Annotated in this window: 15 protein-coding genes and 3 pseudogenes; 13 read left to right on the top strand and 5 right to left on the bottom strand. The window is 61.3% G+C overall.

The window, feature by feature from the left end; genetic code table 11:
• Nucleotides 1-5: 5 nt before the first annotated feature.
• Together cysK and F9K20_RS02875 are read left to right on the top strand one after the other, a co-directional pair.
• Nucleotides 6-1,019 carry a cysteine synthase A gene (gene cysK, locus F9K20_RS02880; protein ID WP_290997313.1) on the top strand — a complete coding sequence of 338 codons (1,014 nt, stop codon included), beginning with the start codon at nt 6-8 and terminating at the stop codon, nt 1,017-1,019.
• A gap of 575 nt (nt 1,020-1,594) precedes the next feature.
• The gene (locus tag F9K20_RS02875) at nt 1,595-1,831 is read left to right on the top strand and encodes a hypothetical protein (RefSeq protein WP_290997312.1); all 237 of its coding nucleotides are present in this window, start codon (nt 1,595-1,597) and stop codon (nt 1,829-1,831) included.
• 1,631 nt (nt 1,832-3,462) lie between these two features.
• Here F9K20_RS02875 and F9K20_RS02870 read toward each other — a convergent pair.
• Nucleotides 3,463-3,807: pseudogene (locus tag F9K20_RS02870) on the bottom strand (TCP-1/cpn60 chaperonin family protein); the annotation flags it as partial.
• Between the two features lie 1,429 nt (nt 3,808-5,236).
• Here F9K20_RS02870 and F9K20_RS02865 point away from each other — a divergent pair.
• Nucleotides 5,237-5,542: a hypothetical protein gene (locus F9K20_RS02865; RefSeq protein WP_290997311.1), complete on the top strand. Its 306-nt coding sequence runs from the start codon at nt 5,237-5,239 to the stop codon at nt 5,540-5,542.
• A 97-nt stretch (nt 5,543-5,639) separates the two neighbouring features.
• Here F9K20_RS02865 and F9K20_RS02860 read toward each other — a convergent pair whose 3' ends face one another.
• Entirely contained in the window at nt 5,640-5,798 is a 159-nt protein-coding gene (locus F9K20_RS02860; RefSeq protein ID WP_290997310.1) for a hypothetical protein, read from the bottom strand.
• Between the two features lie 409 nt (nt 5,799-6,207).
• Between F9K20_RS02860 and F9K20_RS02855 the strand changes: the two genes are divergently transcribed.
• From F9K20_RS02855 to F9K20_RS02845, 3 genes are all read left to right on the top strand, one after another.
• Complete coding sequence (locus tag F9K20_RS02855; RefSeq protein ID WP_290997309.1) at nt 6,208-6,441, top strand: DUF2892 domain-containing protein; 234 nt, start codon at nt 6,208-6,210, stop codon at nt 6,439-6,441.
• A 14-nt stretch (nt 6,442-6,455) separates the two neighbouring features.
• A complete protein-coding gene (locus F9K20_RS02850; protein WP_290997308.1) occupies nt 6,456-6,581 on the top strand; it encodes a hypothetical protein in 126 nt (41 codons plus the stop codon).
• Nucleotides 6,582-6,725: 144 nt separating this feature from the next.
• Nucleotides 6,726-6,941 carry a dodecin family protein gene (locus F9K20_RS02845; protein ID WP_290997307.1) on the top strand — a complete coding sequence of 72 codons (216 nt, stop codon included), beginning with the start codon at nt 6,726-6,728 and terminating at the stop codon, nt 6,939-6,941.
• A gap of 284 nt (nt 6,942-7,225) precedes the next feature.
• Here the strand turns inward: F9K20_RS02845 and F9K20_RS02840 are convergent.
• Nucleotides 7,226-7,345, bottom strand: a pseudogene (locus F9K20_RS02840) (IS110 family transposase); the annotation flags it as partial.
• 54 nt (nt 7,346-7,399) lie between these two features.
• Here F9K20_RS02840 and F9K20_RS02835 point away from each other — a divergent pair.
• On the top strand, nt 7,400-8,668 hold the full coding sequence (locus F9K20_RS02835) for an MgtC/SapB family protein (RefSeq protein WP_290997306.1): 1,269 nt from the start codon (nt 7,400-7,402) through the stop codon (nt 8,666-8,668).
• 280 nt (nt 8,669-8,948) lie between these two features.
• Here the strand turns inward: F9K20_RS02835 and F9K20_RS02830 are convergent, their stop codons facing one another.
• Together F9K20_RS02830 and F9K20_RS02825 are read right to left on the bottom strand one after the other, a co-directional pair.
• Nucleotides 8,949-9,200: a hypothetical protein gene (locus F9K20_RS02830; RefSeq protein WP_290997305.1), complete on the bottom strand. Its 252-nt coding sequence runs from the start codon at nt 9,198-9,200 to the stop codon at nt 8,949-8,951.
• Nucleotides 9,201-9,205: 5 nt separating this feature from the next.
• Complete coding sequence (locus F9K20_RS02825) at nt 9,206-9,766, bottom strand: hypothetical protein (RefSeq protein WP_290997304.1); 561 nt, start codon at nt 9,764-9,766, stop codon at nt 9,206-9,208.
• A gap of 238 nt (nt 9,767-10,004) precedes the next feature.
• On the opposite strand from F9K20_RS02825, the gene F9K20_RS02820 reads away from it, so the two are divergent.
• From F9K20_RS02820 to F9K20_RS02795, 6 genes and pseudogenes are all read left to right on the top strand, one after another.
• The gene (locus F9K20_RS02820) at nt 10,005-10,748 is read left to right on the top strand and encodes a hypothetical protein (RefSeq protein WP_290997303.1); all 744 of its coding nucleotides are present in this window, start codon (nt 10,005-10,007) and stop codon (nt 10,746-10,748) included.
• 97 nt (nt 10,749-10,845) lie between these two features.
• Nucleotides 10,846-12,960 (top strand): heavy metal-binding domain-containing protein, encoded by a 2,115-nt coding sequence (locus F9K20_RS02815; RefSeq protein WP_290997302.1) that lies wholly within the window; start codon nt 10,846-10,848, stop codon nt 12,958-12,960.
• Between the two features lie 143 nt (nt 12,961-13,103).
• Entirely contained in the window at nt 13,104-16,070 is a 2,967-nt protein-coding gene (locus F9K20_RS02810; protein ID WP_367238070.1) for a heavy metal-binding domain-containing protein, read from the top strand.
• A gap of 112 nt (nt 16,071-16,182) precedes the next feature.
• Nucleotides 16,183-16,365 (top strand): annotated as a pseudogene (locus F9K20_RS02805) (transposase); the annotation flags it as partial.
• A gap of 325 nt (nt 16,366-16,690) precedes the next feature.
• Complete coding sequence (locus F9K20_RS02800) at nt 16,691-16,909, top strand: hypothetical protein (protein WP_290997301.1); 219 nt, start codon at nt 16,691-16,693, stop codon at nt 16,907-16,909.
• A gap of 849 nt (nt 16,910-17,758) precedes the next feature.
• Nucleotides 17,759-18,130: a DUF1236 domain-containing protein gene (locus tag F9K20_RS02795; protein WP_290997300.1), complete on the top strand. Its 372-nt coding sequence runs from the start codon at nt 17,759-17,761 to the stop codon at nt 18,128-18,130.
• Nucleotides 18,131-18,172 lie beyond the last annotated feature (42 nt).

Genomic DNA, 18,172 nt, shown 5'->3' with positions numbered 1-18,172 from the left:
GTGCCATGCAGCAAAGGTCCAGGACGACGCTGATTGAGATCAAAACCCTTGCCGCCACCAAGACGTGGGGCCGCGGCCGCGTTTATGATTCAATCGCCGAAACCATTGGGCACACGCCGCTCGTCCGCCTGTCGAAGATCACGAGCGCGGCCAAGGTGAAGGCCGACATTCTATTGAAGCTCGAGTTCTTCAACCCGCTGTCGTCGGTGAAGGATCGCATCGGCGTATCGATGATCGACGCCCTCGAAGCGCAGGGGAAGATCACGCCAGGCAAGACGGTGCTTGTCGAGCCGACGTCCGGCAACACCGGCATTGGTCTCGCCTTCGTCGCCGCGGCGCGCGGCTACCGGCTAATTCTCGTCATGCCGGAAACCATGTCGATGGAGCGGCGCAAGATCCTGACCCACCTTGGCGCGGAATTGGAGCTGACGCCCGGGCCCGGCGGTATGCCGCAGGCCGTGGAGCGCGCCAACGAGCTCGCCAAGACGATTCCCAACGCCGTCATCCCCGGGCAATTCGATAACCCGGCCAACCCGCTCGTTCATGAATTGACGACGGCCGAGGAGATCTGGAACGATACGCATGGCAAGGTCGATGCCCTCGTGATCGGCGTCGGCACGGGCGGCACGCTGACGGGTTGCGGACGAGCACTGAAGCCTCGCAAGCCTGACCTCAAGATCATCGCCGTCGAGCCGACGACCAGCCCGGTTCTTTCCGGCAAGCCGCGCGGGCCGCACAAGATCCAGGGCATCGGCGCCGGCTTCATCCCCTCGATCCTCGACACCAGCTTCATCGATGAGATCGTCACCGTGTCGAGCGAGCAGGCGTTCGAGGTCGCGCGCCTCGTCGCCAAAGTGGAAGGTATCCCCGGCGGCATCTCCACCGGTGCCAACGTGGCAGCCGCGCTCTCCGTTGCCGAGCGGCCGGAGTACGCCGGCAGGACGATCGTCACCTTCGCGCCGTCGTCGGCCGAGCGCTACTACACCAGCGATCTGTTCCTCGACGCGAGCCCCGCATGACAGCTAGCTATGGAAACGATGCCGCGCGGCACGCGGGATTGATGCTTGAATCGATAGTGGTGGGCATCGATATGCACCTTAGGCAAAGCGTGCGGCGAAAGAAGCAGGACAAGAAGCGCATGCCCGGCATCAGGCTATTTGTCGCCATACTGGTCAGCATCGGGCTCGTCCTATCGCCCATTGCGAGCGCCAATGTTCTTACTTCGTCTGCCTCTATGGACGCTAGCCGCGCTGCAGCCACAACCTCCCCCGACAAGCCATGCCAATGCTGCGATTTCGCTGCGAAATGCGTTGCCCCCGTTTGCACAATGGGCTGCGTGCAACTCGCGCCATCAGATCCTTTCTTCAATATAGAATTCATCGGTCATGCCGTCTTACGTGGTATCGTACCTATCATGCATCACGGGCTGAGCAGGCCACCACCGACCCCACCCCCGCGCGCCTGAGCGCACCTCGCAGCAAAGCGGATTCGCGTGGCCATACGCCGTGCACCTTCGCATTCGCTGGCATTCGAACGAGCCCGTAGGCGCCCAAAACGCAGCACGGGCAGAAACAACACGCTCAGGAGAAATCCGATGAAGACTATCATGACAGCGGCCATCTTGGTCGCAGGTCTGTTCGGCGTCGCTGGCAGCGCCATGGCTGACAAGACCTGGAATTCCGATCCGTCCACCCACTGGCCGGCCCGGACCCAGTCGCGGACCGTCGATATGGCGCCGGCCCAAGTCGAGCCGAGCTACGAGCCCCGCAAGTCCTATCGACTCTACAGGGCTCCGAAGGCAAGGGCGAAGTCTCGGGTGAAGGCCCGCTAAGGCGGAGCCGCGCGGCCGGCCCAATGATCAGGGCCGGCCGCGCTCGGGTTCCATGCTGCGTTGCACTCAGGCCGATTTGGCTTGAAGGCGTATTGACGGCGAACAATATTTGCAACAAGGCGAAGCGCATAGCGAAGCGGTGAAGCGCATGCTGATCGTCAGATTGATTATTGCCGCTCTCGTCAGCGTCGGGCTCGTGCTCTCACCCGTCGCACCCGCCAACGCCGTGGCCGCAGCGCCGGCAACTCTCATGAGTCACGCCGGAGACCACGCCGGGCCGGCTAGGACGTCGTCGACTGACAAGCCGTGCCCCTGCTGCGATAAGATTGGCAAATGCGTCGCGGCCATGTGCAGCATGAACTGCTCACTAACAGGTTTTGCTTCCGACGTATTCTTCCCCGTAGCGCTGATCGGCCACGCCGCATTGAGTGGCATCGTGCCCCCGATGCCTCATGGGCTGAACTGGCGACCACCGACCCCACCACCGCGAATTTGATCGTTCCAGCTGAATGTCGCGGGCAGCGAGGCTCGCGAATGATGGTGCGCGCCTCTTGTTGCGCGATTGGATGATCAAACTTGGAGTAACGACAATGCTGAAAGCACTCATCGGGGCTTTGGCCCTGGGCATGGCGGCGACGTTGACACTCGCCGGCGTCGCGCAGGCGCAGGTCAACTGTCCCCCGCCCGGTACCTCAACGAAGGGATGCCCCTATACGCCGACCGCACCGCAGCTACCGCCGAGAAGGTAGCGACAGCATTAGGGGGGCGATCCCTCATCACGCTCTCCGCAAGAGAGCAGACATCAAAACTCGGGAGACACGAAAATGATGAAGTCGATGTTCGCTGCACTCCTTGTGGCGTCGATCGCTGCCGTCGGATTTGCTGGCGCGGCGCAGGCGCACCACAAGACAGGGCACTGCGTGCCAGGGATTTTCACAGCGGGGTGCCCCGTTACGCCGGTCACACCGCAGCCGAGAAAGTAAGCGAACGGCAAGCTTGGGATCGGCTCCGCAGAGGAGCCAATCCGCAAGGCCCGGCCTCTCATACCTAGAGGGGCCGGGCGAATCTGCACTTTCTGGCGAATCGCCAGATTGCATCAGAATTGCGCGGATGGCCGGCGTCTGGCGGGCTGGAAATTCAAGCGCAAGCCGCCGCGCGAGTCGCACGACAAGATGCCGGCGCCGAGGGAATGCCATGCCGGCGCAATGCCATGCCGGCGCAGAGCTCGACCTCTAGAAGAGTGACCCCGGCAGGGCTTCACGTCCACCGGGGTCGAGGGTGCTGCTCCATCATGGCGTGAAGTGCAGCGGTGCAGCAGTCAGCGCGCGGAGGAACTAAAAAGATCGGCGCAGAGGACGCCCTGATGAGGGACGCGGTCTTGGTCTTCGCATCGTCAATAGCGTGCCGGTCGAAATTGCAGAGTATCGTGGGGCAAGTGATGCGCTCGGGCAACGCGCGTAGCATCTTCAAAAAGTTGTTTACAGATAGGCCCGAATCGGCAGGGTCAAGTTCTAGTCTCGACGAGACGCTACGCCTGCCGCTGATGAAGCCGCGGGCGTTTTTGTTTCTGGCGCGCGGTGGGTGAGGCAGCCAAGCGCGGCAGACGTCACCGAACGCCAAGCCAGAACGCTCAGCGAATTCACGGAGGATGCATCCTGCGGGGCGCAGCGTACTACCTTCGTCGGATCGATGACGCCCTCGGCAACGAGGTCGCCGAAGGAATGGGTCTGGGCGTCGTAGCCCAAGGCGTATTTTGCTGTTCTCGATGATCTTGCCCACGATTACGGAGCCGTTCTCGCCGGCATGGTGAAGATCTGCCTTGCAGGAGCCAGCAGCGCCTTGCGGACGATATTGATGCCGACCTTCTGGTCGTCATTCTCCACGCTGAGGTTGTGGAGCACCTTCCCCGCCCGCAGCAAGTCCACGCCGCCGCCTGGCACGATGCCTTCCTCGACCGCCGCGCGCGTGGCATGCACGCGTCATCCACGCCGTCGGCTACTCGCCCAAACCGACTGGCGCGCCGGCCTAACTTGCCAGTGCAGCAGTGGGAACCGAGGCACAGAGCCCGGGACTAAGCCCACTCTCGCGGCATCGAAAAACGATAGCGCTGCTCAATTATGTTCCACGCACAAGATCATCATCATCATAGCCTTGGCGGCTGCAGCCCCAAGTACTGCGTCACTTAGGGCATCCGCGCAGAAAAAGTGCCCTGAAGGACAGCACTGTGACACCGCAAAACAGAAGCGCGTCCCGCACGACCAGTGGCAGGCAGGACTTTATTTGGCCTGCAACGGGTAAAAAAGCTCGATGCGGTGAACGCCTATGAGGGTCGCAGCAAGCAACATTGCATTCGGGGCATTCCAGCGGAAATAAGCAGTTCTTAAGACATAGACCGGGGCCGCGCGGCTCGCGCGGCCCCTAGCCAAAAGGACGTTAGTGCATGTCGACGTGCGAGCGGCGCTGCAAATGTCAGCGTGGCCCCGCCCATCGATCCCAAAACCCATGTCTGCGTACGCGGATATCTCGAGCGGCGAAGTGATGGGCATCCCCACTATTTCTCCAGGCGCTTCCCAGTAAATGCGAAGCATAGTTGCGGCCTCCATGCCGCAAACCGTAGGCGCCGTAACTTTCGGCCGATGCCGGCAGCGCTACAAAAGTCGCGGCCGCAACGACGGCGGAACTCAATAACATTGAGTGAAGCTTCATGGTGCTCTCCATCTTGCAACAATTCCAGGCTCGGCTCAGAGCCCTTCGGCGATAGAGCAAGAAGCTATGGGCCCGGGCTTGAACTCACACTGAACGCGTGTGTCAGCGCATGTTCATATCGGGGTCCTTCGGCTGATAGCCATTCTTGTTCGCACTGGCACCGCGAAGGAGCTGACACGTGGGCCGATGCTTGGAACCTTGACCCACCATCGAGATCCCTGGCGGCGTCAAGAAACCCGCTTATGCGTTCAGTTACCAAAGAATTGGGCTCCAATAGCCGGAGCAGCCGCCGCCTCCGCCCTAAGCGTGGATGAGCGCAAACAGGTTGGTGTGGGTCGAAGCGGCATTCTCGATTCCCAGCAGCTGCGCGCTAATGGCCCCGCCACTCGCCGACGCTCGGTTCATTGCCGTTCTCTACGCGGCTATCAGTGCAGGCGTGGACTTCCGCGGCAACCCGTGGGGTCCACAAGAGATGAGACCACCAGTTCTCGCGGTTTCTTCGAGCTCGCCATGCCACGGCGTGCTTCGTTTTCGTTCGGCAGTGTAGCTGGCGAAGTTGGGGGAAGGCGCACCAAAAAAATTTGGTAACAATCTGTAAGCGGAGTGCTGCTTGGCCTATATCGTATAAATTGAGGTCATAGCCGGCTGCAGAGAGTACCGCATCGCGGCGCACAGCCCGGGGCGTTCCACAGGTGCACAATGACACAAATTTCTTTCGGTCTTCCGTCGCTTCTTCTCGGCTTGGCTCCGATTGTTATCCCTGGCACCGGCGATTACAGACCGATGCCGATCCATGTTTCCGAGGCGCAGGCTGCCGAAGAGGCGGCCGTCATTGCGGCCCAAATCCGCAAGCAAGGATTTGTCTGTGACCGCCCGTTGCGTGCCGAAGCCGAGCGCGAGCGCTCGAAGCCAAATGAAGCCGTTTGGGTCTTGAAATGTCAGAATGCGACCTATCGCGTGCGTCTCATTCCCAAGAGGGCCGCCGACGTTGAACGCATTGACTGAGGCGTCAGCCGCGCGTTGGCCATGTGACCAGGTGAGCGCGGCTAAGGCAGCAGAGGGCGGCGGCTCATGCGATCCGCCGCCCCAATCCGCTAGTTCGTCATTTGTGCACACACGTACCGGTCTTTGCGTCCCACTGCATGTCCGGCGTCTTTTCGCATTCGGCCTTTGTCATCGGCGCCGCGCCGTCGTGCGCCATCACTGGGATGGTGGACGCAGCCGCAAGGCCTAAGGTCAGCAGGGCAAGAAGTGCCTTCATCGTGTTCCCTCCATGGACAGTTACCCCAGCGCGGGACGTCATACACTAGCGTGCGCGCCTTAGCCAGCGAGCTCGGGGCGCTGCCGCAGCTGACCTACGCCGAAATCCTTGGGCTGCCGACTGATCTGTTACGATGCGTTACCAAATAATTCTGAATGGAATTCGAAATTCGCCCGGGAGAGAACGAACCTGGATACAGGCAATGAGAGAAAGCAAAGATAACATTCGTTTGGCAGTTGTCGCAGCAGTCGCTGTCCGTCAGCTACCAAGCCCCGTTCTCTCGAAGCTGGAGACCTCGACCGGCACCGCAACAAAGCGCTCAAGGCTAGGGCATGCACGGGCTAAGCCGTAAGCGACACGTCGGCTCGAAGACGACGTTGCCCCAAACAGCGACTGATAGGAGCTTCTAATGAAAAAGAAGAAGAACCTCGGGACAGTCGAACGGGTGCTCCGTGTGACGCTGGGTGGCGCTCTGGCCATATGGGCACTGGTGTTGCTCTTCGGCGGGGCCGGTTTAGTTTGGCTGCTTCTATATTTCGTACTGATCGCATTGGGAGTGGACTTTGTAGCAACTGGCATCCGGGGCTATTGCCCATTGTATAATTGGCTTGGGTGGAGCACAGCCGGGCCAAAATATGACTAGGAGCGTATCGAGCCATGCAGCATGAATCGGACGACGAAGCTCAAGAGGGCTGGAGGGCGTGGCTTTGGATCATCGTCTGCTGCACGGTCATGATCGCCGTGATCGCCGTGCTTGGGCTCGCCTATTGGGGCTCTCGTTAACGCAGCCCGTCTGTGACCATGAGTTTGTGCTGGGACAGGTTTCCGTCCTGATTTTGCCGCTTTGCGCTTGATCTGCCTCAATGCCGAAAATGACGATCCCTGCGATTAGGGCTAGCGCTCACACAAAGACCGAAGGAGGCTTCAATGCCGAACAGCATGTATAAAGTGATAGAATTGATCGGCTGCAGTACAGAGTCGTGGGAGCAGGCTGCCAAATCGGTGATCGAGGAAGCGAGCACGCATCTACGAGAACTGCGGGTTGCCGAGGTTGCCGAGCAGGATATCGTGATTGAAAACGGCAAGGTCGTGGCGTATCGCACCAAGGTGAAAGTATCCTTCAAATATCAAAGCGCGGACTAACTCTTGTTTTCAGACCTCAAGGTCTTAGTCGGTCGATGCTGTTCTTTAAATTCGGGACTAGGTATCAAGCTTTCTGCGATCATTCTTGTCGGGCCCACTGTTCTCTCCGCGCCAGGGGACCCCTCCGCATGATGGCGTAAGATGACACTGGCGGATCAATGTCGAAAGCGCGGTGGCCATTGCGGGCCCACGCAAAGCATTGAACGAACTCGCCACCGCCTTCGTCCGGCAGGGAAATCGTTTACCGCTTAGGAGCAGGAAGACGCGTGATCTCCCGTTGCGCGCTACGCTGCCGCCTCCTTCTTTGAAACGAACTCGGTGCCGTCGACCCACATGCAGTGCAGAATGACGGCCAGCTTGCGCGCGACCGCGACCTTAGCCTTTCTGAGCCGACTTCGCTTAGCTGGCCTCCTCTTCAACGGCGAGCGGGTAGTCGAGCATTTCCTTTGGTGGAAGTTATGCCGACCGACCAGATCCAGCTTTTCCAAGGCCTCGCGATTGCATCGGCGGGTGGTCTACTGGTCGGCCTGGAGCGAGGCTGGCACCAGCGCGCGCGCGAAGAGGGCGAACGAATCGCGGGCATTCGAACATTTGCCCTCATCGGACTTTTCGGGGGCATTTGCGGCTTTCTGGGCTCCGAATTGGGCGGGATGGTGCTTGCTGCGGGCATTCTCACCACAGCCGGCTTCTTAGCACTCGGATATTGGCGATGTGTGCAGGTTCACCACCGAATTGGCCTGACCACCATTGTGGCGGGTCTTGTTGTGTTTGGATCGGGTGCCGCTGCCGTGCGAGGATATCCTGCGATCGCCGCAGCAGCGGCGGTCGTCACGACTCTCCTGCTCAGCCTTAAGCCCGCTCTTCACCGATGGCTCGAGCTGATCGAGGCCCGCGAGCTGCAGACCGCAATCCAGTTCCTTCTAATCGCCGTCGTCGTTCTGCCCCTCTTGCCCAATGTCGGATACGGCCCCTCTGACGCATTCAATCCCTACCAAGTCGGATGGGCCGTTGTGTTGATCTCAGGCCTATCCTTTGCCGGGTATATTGCCGTCAAGCTCGCTGGGCCGGAACGAGGCATCCTGCTGGTCGGGCTCTTCGGCGGTCTCGCGTCGTCGACGGCCACAACGATGACCTTAGCGCGCATGGCTAAGGGCGATGCTCTCCTATCGAAAGTGTTGGCAGCCGGGATCGCGTTCGCGTGCAGTGTGATGCTCGCCCGCGTAATGATACTGCTCGCGATCGTTTACGCTCCCCTGCTGTTGTCGATGTGGGTACCGTTGGGATTGATGGGACTTACGACAGCTGGCGCGGGGTGGTGGCTCTGGCGCAGCAATGCTACGCCGGTGGCGTTGAGCGAGGAACTCCGCAATCCTGCTGAGTTTGGTCCCGCCATGATCGTCGGCGCGCTGCTCGCGGGTACTCTATTGCTCGCAGGCATCCTCAAGGATCGGCTCGGATCGTTCGGAATATTTGCATTGGCAGGTGTATCGGGTCTCGCCGATGCCGATGCGATTACGATTTCGCTCGGCAAGCTCAGCGCAGATCAGACTCTGTCAGAGGGGACGGCGGGTGTAGCGATCCTCATTGCCGCTGGTGCCAATGTGATCATGAAGGGATTGCTGGTCTACGGTCTCGCCGGAGGCGTCTTGGCTCGCTGGAGCGCCCTTATATTCGCCGCTACAATCGCTGCCGGAGTGGGCGGCCACGCATTGCTTCAGGTAATTTGATTGACCCACAAAGTGTGGTCGAGAAAGCCGGCTCGGCTCTTGACCCTGCCCCAAGGCAGACGATGGGGGATGGGGGCTTATTTCGAGGCCAGCAGATTAAACGGAACGCCGGGGAGCCACCTAACCACCGTCGGCGAGCCAAGTTCGCGGGTGAGAGCCTATGGCAGGAAAAATGCTAACGCCACTAGGGAACGCAGATATCCCAGATATAGACGCCTCCAAGTCCCCGCTCAAAAGGGGTTAGCTCGAAAAAAGGGTTAGCTCGAATCAAAGGTCGATATCAGAAGCTAAAGCCAACAGTAAGCTTCGCCTGCTGGCGCTCGAAGTTCACGAGATCGAGGGAATCGTTCAACCCGCTCGCATCGTTGCCCGCAACCTGAGTGCTCCAGCCGGCGATGACCCAGATGTCGTTGGGATGCCAGCAGATGTTCGGCCCGAAAAACGTGGCCTGACCGGCGAGGCTGTCGAGCGTGAGGCCCTCATATTGGCGCAGGTGTTGCGCCCCAACGCCAATGAAGAGACCCGGACGCACCTGCGCTAGCACCGCCCCGCTAACCTCCAGAGCCGATTCTCTCTCCCAGGATCCGTCTTCGCGGGTAGCTTCGGGTTCGTAGACGATATTGATGACGGACACGACCAGGTCCTTAACAAGCTCTTTGTCGGCCAAAACTGCAAAGGCGGCACCGTAGCTGTCGACTGGCTCGCCGCTTGTCTCGTCGACCGCGGCCCAGCCGGGTTGCGGTCCATCAGCCGATACCGCACCTCAATCTCCAGTTCTTCGAACGACAGCCGCTGGCGATCGTCGAGTTCAGGCACGTCCGCAATGTCAAAATAGGCAAGCGAACCGCCGGCGAACACGTGCAGGTTCTTGATGGGAATGTACCCGACTTCAATCTCTTGTGAATAGGCCGCGTACCTGCCGTCGCGTTTGCCGAAGCGGCCGTTCGTGTCGCTCTCTAGCTCCTTTGTGCCCACTTCGCCGATATCGGTGCCCTGAGAGAAGGCGAAGAGGTGGTCGGTATCGATTTCGCCGGCGTGAGCGTCGACCGACGGCACGGTCAGGGTGCCGATTAGTACGATGGCCGAAAAGAACCGCATGGTATCCCCCTTAAAACCACTGATCACGATATCAATTTTGCGCGCTTAGGGGTAGCTTAGTTAGGTGAGAATTGTGTGGTCATATGTTTGTGCAACTTTGTGTAACTTTAGTGGATGGAACTTTGTAACTCTAGAGGAGGAGCGAATAGCCGGTGTTGGCAAATCACCACTTCAGAGGCGCGAGCCGCCGCTGTCGGAAGAGCGCAGTGTCGCCACGCGGCGAGCCGGAGAGAAACTCATGAAGATCAAATCCGGTGTTCTGGCCGGCACTCTCATCGCGGTGATGATGGGCGTCTCCGGTCAGGCAATAGCTGGCTCCGATGAGGAGCAGCTGGCGCGTATGGCGGGCCCTGGTCAGTCGCCGGTCGCCGGCCGGGAGTTCTCACTGTGGCGCCACAGCGGTAAACTGCAGATGGTTTGGTTGCAGGAAACCAATGCCCCGTCCGATTACAGAAAGGCGATTACGATCTTCGTCCGCGAAGCCATCCGAATGCGGACCGGCGCGAGTTTCGACCACGACCAACAAGTGCCGCACATAACGGCGGCCGATGGCGTCAGTCAGAACTTCGATCCGAGCGGAATCGAGCCCCACCGCGGGAGGATCGTGCTGGCCGAGATGTCCGTGGCTGACGCGGGCGGCTACGCGCTCGGTGAGCGCGTGCGGGTCAAGCCTACCATAGAACACAATGCCATGACCCGCGGAAGGACCGGAACCGTCATCGAGATCGGCAGTCCCGCTCTCGCCGTGAAGTTTGAGGGGATGCCTGAGATACACAAGTGGTATGTGGCAGAGGAACTTGAGGGAGACTCGTACTCAGTTGGGGATCGGGTCAGGGTGAAACCCGGCCTGCAGCATGACAAGATGACGATTGGCAAGACCGGAACGATCGTCGAGATCGCCACTCCCGCACTGGGCGTTAAGTTCGACGACATGCCCGAAGTGCATAATTGGTACGTGGCGGAGGAGCTTGCCCCAGCCTGAACTGATCCTGGGGGCGGGCTTTTGGGTTCAGGCAATAATGGGCAGGAAGACGCGGCGATAGTCGGCCCCCAATGCAACATCAGGCGGAGTTGCAGCCATGCCAGCGATGACAAAGGGTATCGTCCTCGTCACCGGCAGCAACGGCCGAATCGGCAGCGCAGTGGCGCGGCGGTTGACCGGTCAGTTCAGCGATGTCGTGGGTTTCGACCTCAAGTCGCCTACGCCGCCACCACCGGGCTGCGTGCGCATACCCGTCGACATTACTTCCGATGACAGCGTCCGCGAAGGGCTGCTCGTCTTGCGCGAGCACCATGGGACGCACATCATCAGCGTGGTGCATCTGGCTGCGTATTACGATTTCCTCGGCCAACCGAGCCGCAAATACGACGAGATCACCGTCAACGGCACGCGACGCCTGTTGCTCGGGCTCCGCGAGCACTTCAAGGTCGAGCAGTTCATTTTCTCGAGCACCATGCTGGTGCACCGGCCGGGCGAGCCGGGGCAGTTCATAACTGAGGATTGGCCGCTCGGGCCGACCTGGGCCTATCCCGAGTCAAAGGTGCGCACCGAGGCGCTGATTCGGCAGCATCGTGGCGACATTCCCGCCGTGACCCTGCGCCTTGCCGGGGTCTACAACGACGTCTGCGACTCCCCGCCGCTCGCCCACCAGATCCAGCGCATCTACGAGCGGCAGCTCGCTGGCCACCTCTACTCCGGCTCGAGCGCGCACGGCCAGGCTTTCGTTCATCTCGACGACGTGGTGGACGCGATCGAGCGCACCATCAAGCGTCGAGCGAAGCTACCGCCCGAGGTGGCGATCCTGATCGGCGAGCCGGAGACGCTCAGCTATGACGAGCTGCAGCATACGTTCCGGCGGCTGATTGGCGAGGAGTCATGGGAGACGCAGAATGTCCCCTGGCTGATGGCGAAGATCGGGGCCTGGGTTCAGGACCACATCCCCGGCCAGCATCCGTTTATCAAGCCCTGGATGATCGACCGCGCCAATGACCACTACGCGCTCGATATCACGCGCGCCCGCAGCTTGCTCGGCTGGCAGCCGCGCCACTCGCTGCGCGAGACGATGCCGAAGATGGTTGCGGCATTGAAGGCCGATCCCCTCGGCTGGTACCGCGAGCACGGCCTCGAGCCACCATCAGCCTTGCAGAAAAGGGCGGAGCGCGCCGTGCCGGCGACCAAGCCCGCGCCCGCCTCCGGCCACATGCACGCGCACGGTGACGCCCGGCTCACCGTATCAGGCCGCCGCGTATATGCCTGCCCGATGCACCCCACAGTCGCTCAGTCTTCGCCGGGCAACTGTCCGCGCTGCGGCACGGCCCTGGAACCTGCCACGCTGCCGGCCGAGGCGCTCGAGTGCACCTGCCCGCTGCACCCCGAGGTCACGAGCGGCGAACCGGGCCGGTGTCCCAAATGCGGCATGCCGCTCGAACTGCGCCAGGTCCCGGGGAAGGTCATGCAGGAAGACCATGCCGGACACGGCGATATGAAGCATGCCGGGGAGGCGGTCGAGTACACCTGCCCGATGCACCCCGAGGTCGTGAGCAAGGAGCCGGGCACTTGCCCCAAATGCGGCATGACGCTCGTGCCGCGCGGCGCCGCAATGGATCATGCGGCTGGCCATGCCGGGCACATCACGCATGCCGGGCGTGCAATCTTTGGGCCGGGGACCTGGAAACCGATACTTGCTGCACTGCTCATCTACACTGTTCTCGGGCCCCTCCTCGGCGTGCTTGTGGCGCTTGCAGTGATTTACTCAGGCGTCTTCAACGTCGCCGCGACGGTGAGCGACGCGGCGCCACTGCGATGGGTACTGATCACCACACGCGAAGCCTCTGTGCGCCGCCACGCTAAGGACATCCAGGTGCCGCGCCTTGGCGAGGCGCGACGGGTGGAGAACGGCTTTCGCCTCTTCCGAGATCAATGCGCCATGTGCCATACCCCGCCCAGCTGGCAGGTAACGATGATGTCGAAAGGGCTCAATCCGGAAGCGCCTCCGCTTGCCGAGTTGGTGAGCGATATGACTGCCGCCGAGCTGTTCTGGGTGACGAAGAACGGCATCAGGTTCACCGGCATGCCGGCCTGGGGGTCGTCTCTGACCGATCAGGAGATTTGGGACATCGTCGCGTTTATGAAGGCATCTTCTAACATGCAAGCTGTGGATTACGACGCGCTCGATCAGCGCGTTTCCCCCTAGCCAGAGACGAAACAATGACCCTTTTCGTGTCGGTGACAATCCCCTCTCGGAGCCCGCCGCGCGCAACTTCTTTGACATCTTGCTCGACCAGGAAGACGCGGCGATAGTCGGCCCCCAATGCAACATCAGGCGGAGTTGCAGCCATGCCAGCGATGACAAAGGGTATCGTCCTCGTCACCGGCAGCAACGGCCGAATCGGCAGCGCAGTGGCGCGGCGGTTGACCGGTCAGTTCAGCGATGTCGTGGGTTTCGACCTCAAGTCGCCTACGCCGCCACCACCGGGCTGCGTGCGCATACCCGTCGACATTACTTCCGATGACAGCGTCCGCGAAGGGCTGCTCGTCTTGCGCGAGCACCATGGGACGCACATCATCAGCGTGGTGCATCTGGCTGCGTATTACGATTTCCTCGGCCAACCGAGCCGCAAATACGACGAGATCACCGTCAACGGCACGCGACGCCTGTTGCTCGGGCTCCGCGAGCACTTCAAGGTCGAGCAGTTCATTTTCTCGAGCACCATGCTGGTGCACCGGCCGGGCGAGCCGGGGCAGTTCATAACTGAGGATTGGCCGCTCGGGCCGACCTGGGCCTATCCCGAGTCAAAGGTGCGCACCGAGGCGCTGATTCGGCAGCATCGTGGCGACATTCCCGCCGTGACCCTGCGCCTTGCCGGGGTCTACAACGACGTCTGCGACTCCCCGCCGCTCGCCCACCAGATCCAGCGCATCTACGAGCGGCAGCTCGCTGGCCACCTCTACTCCGGCTCGAGCGCGCACGGCCAGGCTTTCGTTCATCTCGACGACGTGGTGGACGCGATCGAGCGCACCATCAAGCGTCGAGCGAAGCTACCGCCCGAGGTGGCGATCCTGATCGGCGAGCCGGAGACGCTCAGCTATGACGAGCTGCAGCATACGTTCCGGCGGCTGATTGGCGAGGAGTCATGGGAGACGCAGAATGTCCCCTGGCTGATGGCGAAGATCGGGGCCTGGGTTCAGGACCACATCCCCGGCCAGCATCCGTTTATCAAGCCCTGGATGATCGACCGCGCCAATGACCACTACGCGCTCGATATCACGCGCGCCCGCAGCTTGCTCGGCTGGCAGCCGCGCCACTCGCTGCGCGAGACGATGCCGAAGATGGTTGCGGCATTGAAGGCCGATCCCCTCGGCTGGTACCGCGAGCACGGCCTCGAGCCACCATCAGCCTTGCAGAAAAGGGCGGAGCGCGCCGTGCCGGCGACCAAGCCCGCGCCCGCCTCCGGCCACATGCACGCGCACGGTGACGCCCGGCTCACCGTATCAGGCCGCCGCGTATATGCCTGCCCGATGCACCCCACAGTCGCTCAGTCTTCGCCGGGCAACTGTCCGCGCTGCGGCACGGCCCTGGAACCTGCCACGCTGCCGGCCGAGGCGCTCGAGTGCACCTGCCCGCTGCACCCCGAGGTCACGAGCGGCGAACCGGGCCGGTGTCCCAAATGCGGCATGCCGCTCGAACTGCGCCAGGTCCCGGGGAAGGTCATGCAGGAAGACCATGCCGGACACGGCGATATGAAGCATGCCGGGGAGGCGGTCGAGTACACCTGCCCGATGCACCCCGAGGTCGTGAGCAAGGAGCCGGGCACTTGCCCCAAATGCGGCATGACGCTCGTGCCGCGCGGCGCCGCAATGGATCATGCGGCTGGCCATGCCGACATGATGGTCGAAGACCACCGCAAAATGCTGTGGCCGCATTACCTCAACCTGATGCTCGGATTCTGGCTGCTAACTAGCCCGCTGACATTGGGCTATCTGAGCGATTTCGTCCCCAATGCCGACCAGTTGCGCGTCATGGCCGAGCGAGGGCTGCCGTCGTTCGAGCTGCGCAATCTGGCAATGACCTGGAGCGATGTCATCAGTGGCGTTCTGGTGATCGTTTTCAGTAGATTGTCCCTCGATTCGTCGCGCCGCTTTCCCTGGGCGCAATGGGCCAACGCTTTCGTCGGCGGCTGGCTGCTGTTCGCGCCGCTAATATTCTGGACGCCGTTGCCCGCCGCCTATGCCAATGACACCCTGGTCGGCGGGCTCGTCATCGCCTTCTCGATGCTGGTGCCAATGATGCCTGGCATGAGCATGGAAGGCATGATGGGCAAGCCCGACATCCCACCGGGTTGGGGGTATACCCCGTCGAGCTGGCTACAGCGCACGCCGATCGCGGTACTCGCTTTTCTCGGATTTTTAATCGCCCGCTATCTCGGCGCCTATCAACTAGGCCATGTCGGTTTCGTCTGGGAGCCGTTCTTCGCCGGCAGCGGCGAGATGAAAGGTGTCATGAATGGCACCGAAGCGATCATCACTTCAGACGTCTCCAAGGCTTGGCCGATTGCGGATGGGGCCCTGGGCGCCATCGTTTACATGCTCGAGCTGGTGATGACTTGGATGGGCGGCAAAGACCGCTGGCGCACCATGCCGTGGATGGTGCTGGCACTCACCTTCCTCATCGTACCGCTCGGCGTGGTGAGCATCTATTTCATCATCATCCAGCCGATCGTTATCGGCACCTGGTGCACGCTCTGCCTGATTGCGGCCCTGGCGATGACAATCATGATCCCGTACCAGCTCGACGAATTCGTAGCAATGGGCCAATTCCTGGTCTGGGCGCGCCGCCAAGGTAAGCCGTTCTGGCGCACCTTCTTGATGGGGGACGCGATGGAGGGCGGCAGTGACGACTCCTCCAGAGGTCTGTTGGGAACCGTAGGCGAGATGCTGCGGGAGGCCGACCGCGGCATGAGCTTCCCTGTCACGCTGGCGGTGAGTAGCGCGATTGGCGTCTGGCTCATGCTGACGCGGCTCACCTTCGGCAACTCGGGCGCCATGGCCGATAGCGACCATCTGGTGGGCTCTCTGGTGGTGGTGTTCTCGATCATGGCCTTCGCCGAGGTCGCGCGCGCGGTGCGCTTCATCAATATTCTGTTCGGCGCCTGGCTGATTGGTGCACCGTGGCTGCTTGAAGGCAGCGGCTCGGCACTCGCCACCTGGAGCGGCGTCATCGGCGGTGCACTGCTAATCGCGTTGGCGATCCCCCGCGGACGCGTCAAGGACGCTTATGCAGGCTGGGACCGATACATCATTTAGGCGGCGCAACGCGACAGCACCGAACAGCCAAGAGCCATGAAATCAGGTTGGCCTGCCATCCTGAGTCGATACCAATCTGTCCTCGATGGAGGAGCTCGAAGCGGAGGTTCGTATGTCTCAGGGCCAGGCGGTGGGGACCCTGTGTGTGATCGGGATCAGCGAGCAGACTTACGACCGGTGGCGGCGAAAGTATGGAGGCTTGAAGCCCAACCAGGCCAAGCGGCTCAAGGAGCTTGAGCAGGAGAATAACCAGCTCAAGAAGGCGGTCTCCGGGCTGACGCTCGACACGCTGATCCCCTGCTTGGGAACGTGCCGAGCGGCGGATGTGCTTGCTAACGGCGATGACCGCCGCCGTAGCCACCGCCCGCGTGGCCGCCACCATGACGTGGGCGGCCGACTCCGGGCGCCGCGCGGCGGACAAACCAGGGCCCAGACAATTGCGTCCCCTTTCGTCGCGCTGACGGGGTCCAGCACGAGGCTAATAACCTGATCGCCATTGCGCCACCATCTGAGCTTGACCCATTTCTCGACCAGGCTGCGCCAGAATTTCCACTCTTTCGCTCATGGCGGCCCGCGGCCGAAGAGCGGTTCGCTAGCATCGACCGGTGCGGCAGTCAGTGATGACCGCCATGACCGCCATGGCCGCCGTGACCTCCATGGCCCCCATGGAAACCGTGGAATCCATGGAACCCGTGGTGACCATGGAAGGCAAAGTGCCGGTGATGGTGATGTCCAAAGTACGGATGCAAATAATAGTAGCCCGGGTAATACCCGTAGTAGTGCCGGTAATAGCGCCGGTGGTGTCGATGGCGACGGTAATGCACCGTATCCACAGCTGAGGCTTCAGCAATGCCGGCAGGCTTCGGCGCAGGGATGGCTTGCGCGCCGACGACCATGAAGACCAACGCGGCAGCGCCACAGGCGAACTGTGTCAAATAGCGTAACATGGCTTTTCTCCTTGGGAGAGCGGGTTGAGTGAAGCCAACGGGTGACCCCCAGTTGCGTTCTCCTCGCGGTGATCGTGCAACGCACAACGCCGGCTTGGTTTCCGGGCCCGCCGCTCAGATCAGAGCCGCTCTTGCAGGAACCAAGAGAGATGAGATCGCAAATCGATCGTCTTCGTCGGCACCTCGCCTGTGCTCTCGTTGTTCACCGTGTTTACATCGAGACGGTGTCCCGCGAAGTCGAGCAGTTGGCGGACCAAAATTTGGTAACAGTCTGTAAGCGCACTTGGCGTCAGTAAGAGCCGCATTGCGGCGCGCACCCCAGGCACCCAAGAGGTGCGCAATGAGAAAAATTGTCGGACTTCGCTCGCTCTGTCTCGGCTTAGCGGCAGTTGTCCTCTCCGGCTCGGTGACCAGCAGCCGTCAGAATGCGGCCTACCGCGTGCGTCTCGCCCCCAGGCAAGCAGCCGGCCTAACGCATACAGGCAAGAAGTGCCTTCATGGCGTTTTCTCCATGCACAGATATCGCCAGCGCGGGAGGTCGTACACGCGCCGGCGCGTCCGCCAGCGAGCTCGGGGGCGCCCACGCCGCTGACCTGTGCCAAATCCTTGAATTGCCGACTGAGCCGTTACAACGCGTTACCAATCAGATTGGTATGGGTCTGAAATTCGACGTGTCCCGACGCTACTACATCGAGGGAACAAGAAGACCTCAGGCTAGAAGAGAACCACATGAGACGTTCTATGAAGATACCGGTGTTGGGCGTGACCGCAGTCGTGGCCCTGCTCGTTGGTGCAAATGTCGGCATCACTCCGGCCGTTGCTCAGCATGACGATCATGAAACCGGTAGCCATGGAAGCACGAATACCTACACGCCGGCGCACGGGCACATGCTCCGCGAGCACGGCCACAGTCATGGCTTCGCCTCCACGCATCATCGGGATTTCAAAGTGCAGGTTGGGGCGATTCTTCCCCACTCGGCCCGCTTTCACCCACTTCCCGACGACCTCGTGAGGCAGGTGCCGGGGGCCCGCAGGCATCAGTACTCCATCGTGAATGATCGGCACGTGATCGTTGATCCGCGGACGCGGCGCATTGTGCACGTGGCCGAATAGATCTTAAGCCGGAAGCGGAGAGGGGGCTCGCTGGCTGAAAGA

The organism is Hyphomicrobium sp. (assembly GCF_009026145.1).
GTDB lineage: Bacteria > Pseudomonadota > Alphaproteobacteria > Rhizobiales > Hyphomicrobiaceae > Hyphomicrobium_A.
The sequence above is the reverse complement of the archived record's forward strand: the minus strand, read 5'-3'. Positions and strand labels throughout refer to the sequence as shown.